Genomic DNA, 15,164 nt, shown 5'->3' with positions numbered 1-15,164 from the left:
GCCATGATGCTCATAGGGGCCGGCGGGAGCGCCGTCCCGGTACGCGAGCGCGTCGCGGTCTGACCTGAATCCATTGGAACTCTTCCCGTTACGGCGTATTCTACCTTTCCGGCGCGGTCAGTTCGTTGCGTGTTTCGGCCTGGCGCCACGGCAGGTTTGTGCAGCGAGCCGCGCCTCCGTCTTGCGGAGCTCTTCCGTGATGGAACGCAGGTCGAGCATGGGTAATCGCCTTCTGGCGGCCTTGCCGCCCGCCGATGTTGATTTGCTTGCGCCTCATCTCCGCAAGGTATCGCTCGAACGCGACGCCGTGCTGGTGCGGTCGGGCGACCTCGTCGAACAGATCTATTTTCCCTGCACGGCATTGATCGCGTTCGTCATGGACATGCCGAACGGACAGGCCGTTGCGACGACAATGATCGGCAACGAGGGCGCCGTCGGCATCCTGTCGACACTCAGGTCGATACGCTCGCCGATGACCGCGGTGGTTCGCGTCGCGGGCACGACGTGGCAGATTTCGCCGGCACGATTTCACGCCGCACTCGCGCACAGTCACGCGCTTGCCAGTACGGTGCAGCTCCATATGCGGTCGTTGCTGGTCCAGTTCCAGCATATCGCGGCGTGCAATGCGCTTCATTCCGTGGAGGCCCGCCTGGCCCGGTGGCTTTTGCAGGTTCACGATCAGATCGGTGACGACACGCTGCCGCTGACGCAGGAGACGCTGTCGGAATTGCTGGGTGTGCGACGAACGACTGTGACCCATGTCGTGCACAAGCTTCGCGCCTCGGGCGCAATCCGCTCCAACCGGCGGAGCTCGATCGAGGTCGACAGGCCGCGGCTCGAAACTGCGGCCTGCGAGTGCTACGAGATCATGCGCGGCAGGATCGACCGCATCGTATCCGCGGAGGGGATCAAGTCGTCCGGTCGCGGCGCGCCGCCACATGGACCTCCGCGTTCGCACGCCCGGCCGTGGACCAATGGCGACAAGGTTCATGCACATGCGCGCGGCGCGGGTGCTGAGCGATCACGAAGCCATTGAATGCAGTTGCAACGCAGACGCAGGTGTCAGGACGCCTTGCGCAATTCCTGCTCGGGTTCGTGGACCCACGCCTCCCTGGCGAACCATTCGTGATTGGTCCGACAGCTCGTGCAATAGCTGCGCGAAAAGAATACGGTGCTGCGCCGGAACGTCTCGCGGTCGGATTTCATGCCGGTATTGATCGCACGTCCCGTCCGCGGGCATTTGATCATGATGACGCCCATCTCGGTCCTCCTCCAATGTCAGGGATTGCTGGTCCCGCACACCGTCGGCCGGACCGCGCCCCTTCTAATCGGAGACGCTTGGTCCAGCCGGCCTGGGGGACTCCTCAGGAAGGTGTTTTCAGGGCCTTTGCGAAGCTCTTCTTGATCGGCTCGGAGGTCTCGGTCGCGACCTTCTTCGCGATCTCCCAGAGCTCCTTGTTCTGCGCGGTCGTCACTTCGAAGGCCTTGCGGCCGTGATCGGCCGAAAGCTGGATGGCTTCCGACAGCGACCTGGTGCCGGCGAGCTCGGATATGAAAGCCAGGGCCGAACTGGCGTTGATATGCGAGATATCGATCACCTTGGCTGCGTAGTCCGCGGCGCCCTTGGCGTTGACCGCGTATGCTTCCTTGAGCAGGACAGAGATTTCCTCCGAAGCTTCCTTGGCCTTCTCGAACTGTTCTCGGGCACGCCTCGCATTTTGTTCGGCGATACCTTGAAAGGCCTGAGGCAACGCGAACAGGGGCAGGCCAGAGCCGCCGGCTTTCGGATTATCGTTCACTTCATTCGTATGGACGTCAGTCACTGGCTCTGATCCTTTCAAGCGAAACCAGATCAAGGAAAATCCGCGCCTCGCGGTGCACGGACGCTGGGGGAAGCGCACCTGGAGCGCTTCCTTCCCACATGGCTTTTTGCTGAATGCCGGGTCACCGCGGGCCCGCTTGAGCCGGACTATGCAGGATCGGCGGCGTAGCTTCCGTTCGCTTTCTGACTCTCGCGGAGATTTTTTCCGGGACGAAGCGGCGGCGATTCATCGAACACATCTCGACCGATTGCGCCAGGAGAGCCTGGCCGGGCGCGGTCCCGGTCGCGACACGCGCACGAAGGCAATTCAGCACGACCGGTTGGAACCTCGGCGCGCGGCCGGAGTCGATTCCGTTGCTCCCGGCCAATGCCCCCCAAGCCCACCGGGAGAAAACCCGCACTGGGTTGGCGGCCTTGGTGTAGCGAAGGTTTCGCGCACTGGGGCCGTTTCTTGCAGGACTGGAAAACCGGGCGACGCAAGCGCATATTTCTCAGATGGCGACCATTGTTCAATGCAATTGCGGCGCCGAGTACAGACGCACCGAAGAGAAGTTCTTGGTGCCGCATACGGGTGATGCGATCTGCACGGTCTGCGGAGCAGCGTTGGAATCGTGGCTGGAAGCGACCCACGTTCCCACATACGAACTTATCGAACGTCCGGATCGAACACAGCCAGGCGGAATGACCGGCCACCCCTGATGGCCTGGTCGTGACCTGACGGCGGCTCGCGGTGTCCGCGCCTCGGGAACGGCCGGTTCGGTCGACTAGCCGAGCCGCTGATCGCGCGCGTTCTGGGTGTCCTCGGTGGCGACCTTGACAGCTTCGGCGGCGGCGCGTTTCTCGGCGCCCTTGCGGCTCGAGATGTCGATCGCCTTACGGCCGGCGATCTCGTTGCCGGCCTCAGCCGGCATCTGCCAGAAGAACCAGGCCGAGGCCGCCGAGATCAGCGACACCACGATGAAGGCCGGCGCGAACACGTCGGCGGAAAGCTCGGTCTGGTGATGCAGCGCCAGCGTGGTTTCGACCGAGAACGCGCCGACCGCGACTCCCGCGGACACCGCGAGCTGCTGATTGACGCTGACGAGGGTGGTGGCCCGGCTCATCTGCGGCGCCTCGACCTCGGCATAGGCCACGGTGTTGATCGCGGTGAATTGCAGCGAGCGGAAGAAGCCGCCGACCACCAGGATGGTGAAGATCAGCATCAGCGGCGTCGAGATCGTGAACAGCGCGCAGGCGGCGAGGAAGGCCGAACTGACCACGGCGTTGACGGTCATCATGTTGCGGAAGCCGAAGGCGCGGATGATGCGCGCCGCCAGCGTCTTCATGCCCATGGCGCCGACCGCCGACGCAAAGGTGACGAGACCGGACTGGAACGGCGACAGGCCGAAGCCGACCTGCATCAACAGCGGCAGCAGGAACGGCAGCGCGCCGATGCCGAGCCGGAACATGAAGCCGCCGACGATCGACGCGCGCATGGTCGGCAGCCGCAGCAAGCCGAAATCGAGCACCGGCGAACCGGTCCGTCGCGCGTGGATGACGTAAAGCGTCATCGATACCGTGCCGACCCCGACCAGCGCGGCGACGATCGGCCACGGCAGCAAATTGAGCCCGGCTACCGACAGCCCGAAGGCGATGCCGGCGAGGCCGATACCGGCCAGCACCAGCCCCACGAGATCGAAGCGCTCGGGATCCTCGCTCTTGATCGGGTCGATGTATTTCAGCGCCAGGAAGATGCCGAGCAGCCCGATCGGGATGTTGATCAGGAAGATCCAGTGCCAGGAGAAATAGGTGGTGATGAAGCCGCCGAGCGGCGGCCCGATCACCGGGCCGATCAGCGCCGGGACCGTCACCCAGGCCATCGCGTTGACCAGCGCGCTCTTGTCGACCGAGCGCAGCAGCACCAGCCGCCCGACCGGGGTCATCATCGCCCCGCCGAGGCCCTGCAGGATGCGGGCGAACACGAAATCGGTCACCGAGGACGACAGTGCGCAGCCGATCGAGCCCAGCATGAACACGCCGACGGCGCCGGCAAACACGATGCGGGCGCCGAAGCGGTCCGCAGTCCAGCCACTCGCCGGGATGAACACCGCGAGCGACAGCAGGTAGGAGGTGATCGCCAGTTTCAGCGTCAGCGGGCTGGTGCCGATATCGGCGGCGATCGCGGGCAGCGAGGTCGCGATCACTGTGGAGTCCATGTTCTCCATGAACAGGGCGGTGGCCACGATGAGCGGAATCAGGCGTTGTTTGTTCATCAAAACAGGACAGCTGTGCTGAAAAAGGCGGGCGAGGGGGCCATATCATCCTGCCCAGGGCCACGCTATTGCGGAACCGGCCAAACGCCCTAAATCCTGCGTGACGCTGGTATGCATCCGCCCGTGTCCAAAGGTTCGCCGTGATCTACGTCCTTGCCGCTCTCTTGCCGCCGATCGGACTGCTCCTGAACGGACAGCCGTTTTCGGCCATCTTCAATCTGGTCCTGATCGTGTTTTGCGCGGTTTTCGGGCTGTTTTTTCACGTGTTGCTGCTGGTGCCGTCGGCCCATGCCGTGATCGCGGTCCACATGAAGCGCGAGGACCGGCGCCATCGCGAAATGGTCGAGGCGATCCGTCGCCATGGGCCGCCGCCGGGTTACTGGGCGCCCTGAACCGGCCCCTAAAAAGGCCTGTGCATGGCTGGCAAACGCTTTGATTCGTCATCCCGCCATGCTATCGACCAGCGTCAACCCCACCGATGGGCGCCGATTCGACGGTGACGCAGCGAGCGTCGCCGCAGGCGGCGTTCATCCGTAAGACCATCGCGGCTGGGCCGCAGATAAAGGAGTTGGCAATGGCCACGGGATTTCCGGCTATCCGCGAAGCCTTCACGTTCGACGATGTGCTGCTGAAGCCCGGTTTGTCCGACGTGCTTCCCTCGGAAGTCGATATTCGCTCGCGCGTCACCCGCGCAATCTCGCTCAATATCCCGATCATGGCGTCCGCGATGGACACCGTCACCGAGGCGCGGATGGCGATCGCGATGGCGCAGGCCGGCGGTCTCGGCGTCATTCACCGCAACTTCGATCCGGAAGGCCAGGCCGCGCAGGTGCGGCAGGTCAAGAAGTTCGAGTCCGGCATGGTGGTCAATCCGCTGACCATCGGCCCCGACGCCACGCTGGCCGATGCGCTGACCCTGATGAAGGAGAACGGCATCTCGGGCATTCCGGTCGTCACAGGTAGCGCCAAGAACGTGCCGGGCAAGCTGGTCGGCATTCTGACCAACCGCGACGTGCGCTTCGCCAGCGATCCCCGGCAGAAGGTCTCGGAGCTGATGACGCACGAGAACCTCGTCACGGTGCGCGAGGGCGTGGGCCAGGACGAGGCGAAGCGGATGCTGCACAAGCATCGCATCGAGAAGCTGCTCGTCGTCGACGACCAGTATCGCTGCGTCGGCCTGATCACCGTGAAGGACATCGAGAAGGCAGTCGCCCATCCGCTCGCCTGCAAGGACGAGCACGGCCGTCTGCGCGTCGCCGCCGCCACTACGGTCGGCGAGACCGGCTATGAGCGCACCGAGCGGCTGATCGATGCCGGCGTCGACGTCGTCGTGGTCGACACCGCGCACGGCCATTCGCGCCACGTGCTCAATGCCGTCAACCGCATCAAGCGGCTCTCCAATGCGGTGCAGGTGGTGGCCGGCAACGTCGCGACCGAGGGCGGCGCGCAGGCGCTGATCGATGCCGGCGCCGACTGCATCAAGGTCGGCATCGGCCCGGGCTCGATCTGCACCACGCGCATCGTCGCCGGTGTCGGCGTGCCGCAGCTCACCGCGATCATGGACGCGGTGGCCGCGGCGAAAAAGGCCGACGTGCCCGTGATCGCCGACGGCGGCATCAAATATTCCGGCGACCTCGCCAAGGCGCTCGCCGCCGGTGCCGACATCGCCATGGTCGGCTCGCTGCTCGCCGGCACCGACGAGACGCCGGGCGAAGTCTTCCTGTGGCAGGGCCGCTCCTACAAGGCCTATCGCGGCATGGGCTCGGTCGGCGCGATGGCGCGCGGCTCGGCCGATCGCTACTTCCAGCAGGACATCAAGGACACGCTGAAGCTGGTCCCCGAAGGCATCGAGGGCCAGGTGCCGTACAAGGGGCCGGTCGGCAATGTGATGCACCAGCTCGCCGGCGGCCTGCGCGCCGCCATGGGCTATGTCGGCGCCAAGGACATCAAGGACTTCCACGACAAGGCCGAATTCGTCCGCATCACCGGCGCCGGCCTGCGCGAGAGCCACGTCCACGACGTCACCATCACGCGCGAAGCCCCGAACTATCCGGGCGGGGTGTAAGCCCAAGCATCCGTCGTTCCGGGGCGGTCCGAAGGACCGAACCCGGAGTCTCGGGATTCCTGGACGCCATTATCTCCTAGGCGAGCCAGCGCTTGCGTCGCTTGTAGTGCTTCACATCGCGGTATGATTTTCGCTTTTCCCCGGCGACGCCAAGATAGAACTCCTTGACGTCCTCGTTTGCCGCAAGGGCGTGCGCTTCGCCGTCCATCACCACGCGGCCGTTTTCGAGGATGTAGCCGTGGCTTGCATATCTGAGCGCCATATTGGTGTTCTGCTCGGCGAGAAGAAACGATACGCCTTCCCTGGCGTTGAGATCCTTCACGATCTCGAAGATCTCTTCGACGATCTGCGGCGCGAGGCCCATCGATGGTTCGTCGAGCAGGATCAACTTCGGGCGCGACATCAGCGCGCGGCCAATCACGCACATCTGCTGTTCGCCGCCCGACGTATAGCCGGCGGTGGAACTGCGTCGCTCTTTGAGGCGGGGGAAATAAGCATAGACACGTTCAAGGTCCTGCGCGATCGCGAGCTTGCCGTCCGTCCGCGTAAAGGCGCCGGTCAGGATGTTCTCCTCGACCGTCAGATGAGGGAAGGCACGCCGACCCTCCATCACCTGGATGCAGCCGCGTCGCACCACCTCGTTTGGCGACAGGGACTTCACCTCGACGCCGTTGAACAGGATCGAGCCTTTGGTGACCTCGCCACGCTCCGCGTGCAGCAGGTTGGAGACCGCCTTCAGCGTCGTCGTCTTGCCGGCGCCGTTGGCGCCGAGAAGCGCAACAATGCCGCCTCGCGGGACTTCCAGCGAGACGCCCTTCAACACAAGAATGACGTGATCGTAGACAACCTCGATATTGTTGACCGATAGAATCAGCGCTGCCGCTTCCGTCGCAGCGGTGATCACCTTGGCGATTGACATGCGCAGACCTCCAAGCCGAGCAGGGGCCGGGATCCGGGAGCAGGCAAACCTGTCTCCCGGATCACTCGCACGGGGTCAGGTTTCTTTCGCGCAGTCGCGCGGCTTGATCTTCTTCTCCGCGGCATACTTCGCGGACACATCGGCGACGAGCGGTTCGATGAGCGATTCGTCAGCCGTGTACCAGTCGGAGATCACTTTCCAACCCTTGCCATCCCATTGCTGGACGCGCCCGTAGCGCGCGCCTTCGTGGTCGGAGCAGGAAATGCTGACCGGCTTCAACATTCCCTCAAAACCGAGCTCCTTGATTCGTGCATCGGTGAGTATCAAGTTCTCAAGGCCCCAACGGACCTGCTCGCCCGTCAGCGGTTGCTTGCCGAATTTTTCTTGCGCCTTGCGGATCGCCTCTACGCCGAGCATGGCATTCGCCATGCCGCGGTTGTAGAGAACTTCGCCGATCTTGCCAGGTTCTGTCGAACCCTTTCCCTTGGCGTAGACGTACTTCTCTATGTCGGCGTGCGCGGGGAATTTTCCTGCGCCATGCTGAAGCATCAACGATTTGTAACCGCTGGCCTGATCGCCCGCCGGCGTCACATCGGGCTCTGCGCCCGACCACCAAACACCGATCATCTTGTCGCGCGGATAGGCGACGGCGGCTGCCTCCTTGATTGCCGTGCTGTTCATGACGCCCCAGCCCCAGACCAGGACATAGTCCGGCCGATGCTGGCGGATCGCCAGCCATTGCGACTTCTGCTCGACGCCGGGATGCGTGACGGGAATCGGCGTGAACTCAAAGCCGTACTTCTGCGCCAGCACCTGCAGCATCGGAATTGGTTCTTTGCCATAGGGGCTGTCATGGTACAGCAGCGAAATCTTCCTGCCTTTCAGCTTGTCGAAGCCGCCGAGTTCCTTGGCGACGTGCTGGATCGCGATATCGGCCGCGGACCAATACGTGCCGAGCAATGGAAAATTATACGCGAACACCGCGCCGTTCTTGGAATCGGCACGGCCATACCCCATCGTAATGATCGGGATCTTGTCAGCCGTGGTCTTTTCGGTGAGTGCGAAGGTGATCCCGGTCGACAGCGGATTGATGAAGGCCGCGCCGGTTGGTCCTTTGCTCTTCAGACGCTCGTAACACTCCACTCCCTTGTCGGTCGCGTACCCCGTCTCGCATTCCTCGATCAGAATCCTGACGCCGTTGATGCCGCCGTCACGTTCATTGACCAGGTTGTAATAGTCTACTACGCCGTTTGCGTAGGGCGCGCCGTTCACAGCGTACGGTCCGGTCCGGTAGGACAGAATTGGGATGAACTGTTCGTTTTGCGCTGCGGCCGGTGCGCTAAGCGCCGCGCCGGCCAAGGCGGTCGCGAGTATCAGTAACCTGCGTGCAATACTTGCCATATCGATATCCTCCTTCATAAAGCGCTCTTTCCCGTCCGCGGTACTTCCTTCCTGTCCGTTGTCAGCGGCCGCATTCCTCAATAGGGAAACGGCCAAAGTCTGAGCTTCTCCTTGCCGATCGATATCAGCCGGGCGAAGCCATGGGGTTCCTTGATGAGCAGATAACAGATCAAGGATCCGAAGATGATGAACTGGAGGTGAGTGATCGTTTGCGTCGACAGTGGCAGGCCGAGCTTGGTCGGAATCACATTCAGCATGATCGGCACGATGAGGATGAAAGCTGCTCCGATGAACGAGCCCATGATCGAGCCGAGCCCGCCGATGATGACCATGAACAGAAGCTCGAGCGAGCGATCGATCGAGAACGCAAGCGGCTCCCATGAACCAAGGTAGACGAACGCCCAGAGCGCACCAGCCACCCCGATGATGAACGAAGAGACCGCGAAAGCCGTTAGTTTTGCATAGAGCGGCCTGATGCCGATCAGCTCGGCGGCGATATCCATGTCGCGGATCGCCATCCATTGCCTGCCGAGATTGCCGCGCACGAGATTTTTCGCCAGCACCGCCATCACGGTCACGACGGCCAGGCACAGCAGGTAACGCTCGACCGGCGAGCGAACGACCATACCGAAGAAATCCAGTTCCGGCGCATTCACTGATCCCGACGGGGCGTAGTTGGTGAACCACGGGATCCGCAGGAACGCCCAATCGAAGAAGAACTGCGCGGCGAGCGTTGCGACCGCCAGGTAGAGACCCTTGATCCGCAGACTGGGAATGCCGAACAGGATTCCGGCACCCGCCGCCATGAGCCCGCCAAGCAGAATGGATGCCAGCACGGGCAACGGTGGGATCGCGATCGCGAAGCCAAGCCAGGCAAGCGGGATATGAACGCCGGTCGCCAGCTTGTAGGCGGAATAGGCGCCGATGGCCATGAACGCGCCGCTGCCGAGCGAGATCTGGCCGCAATAGCCGACGAGGATGTTTGTCCCGATGGCGGCGAGCGCTAGGATGAGGAAGGGCAGCAGGATGGCCCACAACAGATAGTCGGTGCCGAACGGCCAGATCCGGAAGGTGGCCAGCAGCGGCACGCCAATGAACGCAATTCCGAGCAGGACAGCGAGAGCAATACGATCCTGCCGGATCGGGAAGATCGCCATATCCTCCGCATAGGTCGCCTTGAACTGGCCGGCTTCGCGATAGAGCACAACGACCTCCTTGCCTCAGACGCGTTCGATGATCCGCTCGCCGAACAGGCCCTGCGGCCGCAAGAGCAGCACCGCCAACGCCAGCACGTAGGCAAACCAATATTCGATGCCGCCGCCGATGGATGGCCCGAGATATACCTCTGCGAGCTTCTCACCCGCCCCGACAATGAGCCCGCCGACGATGGCCCCGGGAATCGAGGTGAGGCCGCCGATGATCAGGACCGGCAAAGCCTTCAGCGCGAGAAACGTGATGGAGAACTGCACGCCAAGCTTGGTCCCCCACACGGTCGCCGCGACGAGCGCAACGAGGCCGGCAACGAGCCAGACCACGAACCAGATCCAACTGATTGGAATCCCGATCGAGTGCGCGGCCAAATGGTCGTCGGCCACGGCTCTGAGCGCGCGACCGGTCTTGGTACGCTGAAAGAAGACCGCGAGGCCGGCGACCAGGATGCCCGCGATCAATGCGCCCCAGACATCCAGCTTGTTGACCAGAATCCCGCCCGGGAACAGGCCTTCAAACAAGAACCAGGCGTCGGTCGGGAACAGCCGCAATGGGTAGACATCCGATCCGAAGATCATCTCCGCGGCGCCCTCGATGACGAATGTCACGCCGATCGTCGACATGAACAGCGTCAAGCCGTCCTGGTTGACCAGAGGTCCGATCACGAACCGCTCGATGAGCCAGGCGGTTGTCGCCATGATCACGGCGGCAAAGCCGATAGCGAGGATGACCGCGACCCAAAGCGGGAGCCCGTTGGCGACCAGGAGGTCGAGGGCGCGAACCAACGCCAATCCCGCGAGCAAGACCATTGCTCCCTGCGCATAGTTGAATACGCCCGATGCCTTGAAGATCAGCACGAAGCCGAGCGCGACCAGCGAATAGAGCACGCCGGACATCAATCCGCCGATAAGGACCTCGAGAAACTGACCCAGTGCGATCATGGACGCACCTCAATGCGCGACGCCAAGATATGCGTCGATGACGGCTTGACTTCTCTTCACTTCATCAGGCGTGCCGTCGGCGATCTTCACGCCGTGATCAAGCACCGCTACGCGGTCCGAGAGATCCATGACCACGGCCATGTCGTGCTCGATCAGGGCAATGGTCGTGCCGTAATGGTTGTTCACATCGATGATGAACCGCGACATGTCCTCCTTCTCCTCCAGGTTCATGCCTGCCATCGGCTCGTCGAGGAGCAGAAGGTCGGGCTCCATCGCCAGGGCGCGACCGAGTTCGACACGCTTCTGCAAGCCGTATGGCAGACGCCCGACCGGCACCTTGCGGATTGTCTCGATTTCCAGAAAGTCGATGATCTCCTCGACCTTGCGCCGATGCTCGATCTCCTCTGCGAGGGCAGGGCCATAACGCAGCAGCTGCCACAACAGCCCCCGGCGCACCTTCAAGGTGCGGCCTGTCATGATGTTGTCGAGCGCGCTCATGCCCTTGAACAGGGCGACATTCTGAAAGGTGCGCGCGATGCCGCCGCGCGCCGCTTCGAAGGGCTGCATTTTGGACCGGGTGCTTCCCTTGAAGGTGATGGCGCCATGGTTAGGATGATAGAAACCGTTGACGACGTTCAGCATTGAGGTTTTGCCGGCGCCGTTGGGGCCGATGATGGCGCGAATTTCGCCTTTTCTGACGTTGAACGAGACGTCCCGCAGCGCCTTGACGCCGCCGAAGGCCAGTGCCACGCCCTCGACCTGCAGCAGGATTTCGTTGGTGTTGGGCGCTCTCATGCTGCTCTTCCCAGCGTCTCTGCCGGACCGATGATCTCCATGTCGCGAATCTTGACTCGTGCCGCGATCGTGCCCTTCCGGCCGTCCTCAAACGTCACTTCCGTGGAAATGTCGGCGTCATGCGCTCCGTTGTAGAGTGCCGTGACCAACGACGCGTAGCGTTCGGCAATGAAGCGGCGGCGCACTTTCTGCGTGCGTGTCAGCTCGCCGTCATCCGCGTCGAGCTCCTTGTGCAGAATGAGGAAGCGGCGAATCTGGGCGCCCGCAAGCACCCTTTCCCCGGCCAGGGAGCGGTTCACCGCGGCAACGTCTTTGGCGACCATGTCGTAGACCAGCGGATGCCCGGCAAGCTCCTGATAGGACCCGTAGGCGACGTTGTTGCGCTCCGCCCAATTCGCGACCGCGACCGGGTCGATGTTGAGCATGGCGCATACGAACTCTCTCGAGTCGCCGAACGTGATCGCTTCCTTGATATTGGGATAGAACTTCAGTTTGTTCTCGAGGTACTTGGGAGCAAACATCGTGCCGTCACCCAATCGACCGACGTCCTTCGCACGATCGATGATCTTCAGATGCCCGGTCTTGTCGTCGAAAAAGCCGGCATCGCCGGTCCTGACATATCCATCGGACGTCATCGCTTCCGCGGTCTTTGCCTGATCCTTGAAGTATCCGAGGAACATGCCAGGCGAGCGAAATTGCACTTCGCCCGATTCCGCGATGCGGATGTCGACGTTGGGCGCCGGCGGACCGACCGTATCCGGGTAGATCTCGCCATCGGGCTGACACGTTACATAGAGGAACGCTTCGGTCTGGCCGTAGAGCTGTTTCAGGTTCAGTCCGATCGCGCGGTAGAACGCGAACAGATCCGGACCGATAGCTTCACCTCCGGTGTATGCGACGCGCACCTGAGACAGGCCAAGAACGTTCTTGAGAGGCTCGTAGACCAGCCAGCGTCCGAGCGCATAGAGCAATCGGCCTGACAGCGGCACCGGACGTCCCGTCAAGACTTGCTCGCCATACCGCCGCGCAACGTCCAGAAAGTAGGCGAACAGTCGCCGCTTGATCGGCGCTGCGTCCTCCATCCGGACCATCAGCCGCGTCAGCATGGCCTCGAAACCGCGTGGCGGAGCCAGGTAGAAGGTTGGTCCTATCTCATGCCGATCCTGCTCGATTGTGTTGCTGCTCTCGGGGCACGCCATGCAGAATCCGGCCACCAGGCCTTGCGCATAGCTGACGTAATGATCGCCCGCCCAGGCCAGCGGCAGATAGGCCAGCACCACGTCCTTGTCGGTCAACTTGTCGAACCGCGTGGTGTCTGTTGCAGCATCGATGCAGCCTCGCGCCGACAGCATGACGCCCTTGGGCGCGGCGGTCGTTCCCGAGGTGTAGAGGATGACCGCGATGTCCGAACCGTTGCCGGCCCGGATGGATTGATCGATACGTTCGCCAAGCGCTGGGTCGGCTGCAAGCGCGGTGCGGCCGTCATTGATGATATCGCCGATTGCGATCAGTCGACCGTGGTCGTAGCCGTCGATTCCGCGCGGTTCGTCGTAGATAATCCTGTTGAGTTGCGGCAGTCGGTCGGACACCGACAGGACCTTGTCGACCTGCTCCTGGTCCTGCGCTGCGACCACCGTCGCCTCGGCGTGAGCGAGAACAAAAGCAAGCTCATCAGCCACTGCATCGGAGTAGACGGGAACGGGGATTGCGCGCAGCGTCTGCGCTGCCATCATGGTCCAGTAAAGCTTGGGCCGATTGGAGCCGACTACCGCGATTGTCTCGCCCGGCCGCAAGCCAAGGCGATGCAGGCCGGCGGCGTAGCTACGTACGATCTCGGCAACCTCAGCCCAGGTCCAGCTCTGCCAGATGCCAAGATCCTTGTGCCGGAACGCTGGCCGCGTGCCAAATTGTGCCGTGTTTCGCAGCAGCAATTTGGGAAACGTGTCATACGATCCGCCGCCGGCCATGTCGGTCTCGATCCAAAAACCGAAGCGTTGGTTCGCTCCTGTTATGGTGATGCCTGCTCCATTTTTGGGTAGCAGACATGCGAGTGCCGCATGGTGCGAGATTACAGCGAATCGCAAGTCCGACAAGTGCCAGATTGATAGGTCGCGTTTTTGCCGCGGGCGCGCGCGGCAGAGATAGGTCTGCCTGCTGCCAATTCGCCGAAGGTGAATCCGGCCGCCAGCAGACCGACATTGCGGCGCGAAGACGCTGATCGGCCCTCAAGAGGTAACCCCAATGCCTCGGAGAGCCTCACGACCGCCGGGCGCTCCCGCGAAGCGGACCGAAGTCCTGCGCCACTCAGGTTTCGAGGGCGACCGGAAACCGATTGCCGATTTGCCGCGCGGCCGCCCGCGTTGCGACCCTTGGAGGGCAGCCTGACCGCTTTGACTCCGCTGCCGGATGGCGAGGTCGGATGAGGCGACTTGACCATGGCCGCTTCGTTTGCCGGTGGCGCCCCGTGACACTGCCGCCACCAGGGGCGCTGCGAACCGCCCCGACATGACAGTATCGCGTTGCCGCCAATGTGCCTGGCATGACAGCCGTCATTTCAAACAACATTTCAAACAGGGCTGCGCGAAAGAGCAAATCCATCTCCCTTGCGGGGAACTGGATTGCATGACTACGTGTCCGCCACGAACCAATCACCTCAAGAGGAAATCAACATGTCCCAAGGAAAGCGCATCGTTCTGGCTTCGCGCCCGCACGGCGAGCCCACGTCCGCCAATTTCAGGCTCGAGGACTACACGCCGCCGACACCGGGTGCGGGCGAGGTGCTGCTGCGCACCATCTGGCTGTCGCTCGATCCCTATATGCGCGGCCGCATGGCGGACGGTCCGTCCTATGCCGCACCGGTGCCGGTCGGCGGCGTGATGGAAGGCGGCACGGTGAGCGAGGTGATCGCCTCCAACAATCCCGGCTTTGCCAAGGGCGATATCGTGCTGTCGCGCGCGGGCTGGCAGACCCATGTGCTGTCCGACGGCAAGGGCCTCGCCAAGATCGATCCGAAGATCGCGCCGATCTCGACCGCGGTCGGTGTGCTCGGCATGCCCGGCATGACCGCCTATACCGGCCTGCTCGAGATCGGCAAGCCGCAGGCGGGCGAGACGGTGGTGGTCGCGGCCGCGTCCGGCGCGGTCGGCTCGGCGGTCGGCCAGATCGCCAAGATCAAGGGCGCGCGGGCGATCGGCATTGCCGGCGGCAAGGACAAGTGCGCCTACGTCAAGAACGAGCTCGGCTTCGACGAGTGCCTCGATCACCGCGATCCCAATCTCGCGGCGAAGCTGAAGGAAGCCTGCCCGAAGGGCATCGACGTCTATTTCGAGAATGTCGGCGGCGCGGTGTTCGACGCGGTGTTTCCACTGCTCAATGCGTTCGCGCGCATCCCGGTCTGCGGCCTGATCGCGCATTACAACGACACTGAAGCGCACGCCCCGAAATGGGCCGGCGCGATGATGCGCAACATCCTGACCAAGCGGCTGACCTTCCGCGGCTTCATCGTCAGCGACTTCGCCGCCATGCATGGCGACTTCCTCCGCGACATGTCGCAGTGGGTGCGCGAGGGCAAGGTCAAGTACAAGGAGTTCGTGACCGAGGGCCTGGACAGCGCGCCGGAGGCCTTCATGGGCCTGCTCAAGGGCGCCAATTTCGGCAAGCAGCTGGTCCGGGTCGGGCCGGACAAGGCCTGAGTTAAGGGCCCGGAAGCTCCCATTCCGCGCAACAAAGTATCAAATGCGCCACAATGGCGGGGATTTGG

Annotated in this window: 13 protein-coding genes; 4 read left to right on the top strand and 9 right to left on the bottom strand. The window is 62.8% G+C overall.

Annotation, left to right across the window (positions count from 1 at the left end):
• Positions 1–217: 217 nt before the first annotated feature.
• On the top strand, positions 218–1,036 hold the full coding sequence (locus tag E2I15_RS09530; protein WP_246668151.1) for a Crp/Fnr family transcriptional regulator: 819 nt from the start codon (positions 218–220) through the stop codon (positions 1,034–1,036).
• Between the two features lie 26 nt (positions 1,037–1,062).
• On the opposite strand, the gene E2I15_RS09525 is transcribed toward E2I15_RS09530, so the two are convergent.
• The 3 genes from E2I15_RS09525 to E2I15_RS09515 all read right to left on the bottom strand — a co-directional run bounded on the left by E2I15_RS09525 (position 1,063) and on the right by E2I15_RS09515 (position 4,074).
• The gene (locus E2I15_RS09525; protein ID WP_028344673.1) at positions 1,063–1,260 is read right to left on the bottom strand and encodes a hypothetical protein; all 198 of its coding nucleotides are present in this window, start codon (positions 1,258–1,260) and stop codon (positions 1,063–1,065) included.
• A gap of 104 nt (positions 1,261–1,364) precedes the next feature.
• A complete protein-coding gene (locus tag E2I15_RS09520; protein WP_155262291.1) occupies positions 1,365–1,856 on the bottom strand; it encodes a phasin family protein in 492 nt (163 codons plus the stop codon).
• Positions 1,857–2,586: 730 nt separating this feature from the next.
• On the bottom strand, positions 2,587–4,074 hold the full coding sequence (locus tag E2I15_RS09515; RefSeq protein ID WP_018271176.1) for a DHA2 family efflux MFS transporter permease subunit: 1,488 nt from the start codon (positions 4,072–4,074) through the stop codon (positions 2,587–2,589).
• Positions 4,075–4,214: 140 nt separating this feature from the next.
• Between E2I15_RS09515 and E2I15_RS09510 the strand changes: the two genes are divergently transcribed.
• Together E2I15_RS09510 and guaB are read left to right on the top strand one after the other, a co-directional pair.
• Positions 4,215–4,466, top strand: a complete 252-nt coding sequence (locus tag E2I15_RS09510) for a hypothetical protein (RefSeq protein WP_137479684.1) — start codon at positions 4,215–4,217, stop codon at positions 4,464–4,466.
• Positions 4,467–4,648: 182 nt separating this feature from the next.
• Positions 4,649–6,139 (top strand): IMP dehydrogenase, encoded by a 1,491-nt coding sequence (guaB, locus tag E2I15_RS09505; RefSeq protein WP_137479685.1) that lies wholly within the window; start codon positions 4,649–4,651, stop codon positions 6,137–6,139.
• A 76-nt stretch (positions 6,140–6,215) separates the two neighbouring features.
• Here guaB and E2I15_RS09500 read toward each other — a convergent pair whose 3' ends face one another.
• From E2I15_RS09500 to E2I15_RS09475, 6 genes are all read right to left on the bottom strand, one after another.
• A complete protein-coding gene (locus E2I15_RS09500; RefSeq protein WP_137479686.1) occupies positions 6,216–7,058 on the bottom strand; it encodes an ABC transporter ATP-binding protein in 843 nt (280 codons plus the stop codon).
• A gap of 75 nt (positions 7,059–7,133) precedes the next feature.
• Positions 7,134–8,477 (bottom strand): ABC transporter substrate-binding protein, encoded by a 1,344-nt coding sequence (locus E2I15_RS09495; RefSeq protein ID WP_246668152.1) that lies wholly within the window; start codon positions 8,475–8,477, stop codon positions 7,134–7,136.
• Positions 8,478–8,536: 59 nt separating this feature from the next.
• Positions 8,537–9,664, bottom strand: a complete 1,128-nt coding sequence (locus E2I15_RS09490; protein ID WP_137479687.1) for a branched-chain amino acid ABC transporter permease — start codon at positions 9,662–9,664, stop codon at positions 8,537–8,539.
• A gap of 15 nt (positions 9,665–9,679) precedes the next feature.
• Positions 9,680–10,609, bottom strand: coding sequence for a branched-chain amino acid ABC transporter permease (locus tag E2I15_RS09485; protein WP_137479688.1), 930 nt, complete (start codon positions 10,607–10,609; stop codon positions 9,680–9,682).
• A gap of 9 nt (positions 10,610–10,618) precedes the next feature.
• The gene (locus E2I15_RS09480; RefSeq protein ID WP_137479689.1) at positions 10,619–11,404 is read right to left on the bottom strand and encodes an ABC transporter ATP-binding protein; all 786 of its coding nucleotides are present in this window, start codon (positions 11,402–11,404) and stop codon (positions 10,619–10,621) included.
• Positions 11,401–13,371 (bottom strand): AMP-binding protein, encoded by a 1,971-nt coding sequence (locus tag E2I15_RS09475; protein WP_137479690.1) that lies wholly within the window; start codon positions 13,369–13,371, stop codon positions 11,401–11,403. The genes E2I15_RS09480 and E2I15_RS09475 overlap by 4 nt, the downstream gene beginning before the upstream one ends.
• A 702-nt stretch (positions 13,372–14,073) precedes the next feature.
• Here E2I15_RS09475 and curA point away from each other — a divergent pair.
• Positions 14,074–15,096, top strand: a complete 1,023-nt coding sequence (gene curA, locus E2I15_RS09470) for an NADPH-dependent curcumin/dihydrocurcumin reductase (RefSeq protein WP_028344684.1) — start codon at positions 14,074–14,076, stop codon at positions 15,094–15,096.
• The last annotated feature ends 68 nt before the right edge of the window (positions 15,097–15,164 follow it).

The sequence above is a fragment of the Bradyrhizobium sp. BR2003 genome (assembly GCF_009720285.1).
GTDB lineage: Bacteria > Pseudomonadota > Alphaproteobacteria > Rhizobiales > Xanthobacteraceae > Bradyrhizobium > Bradyrhizobium elkanii.
Note: the sequence above shows the minus strand (reverse complement) of the source record. Positions and strands in the feature narration are given on the sequence as shown.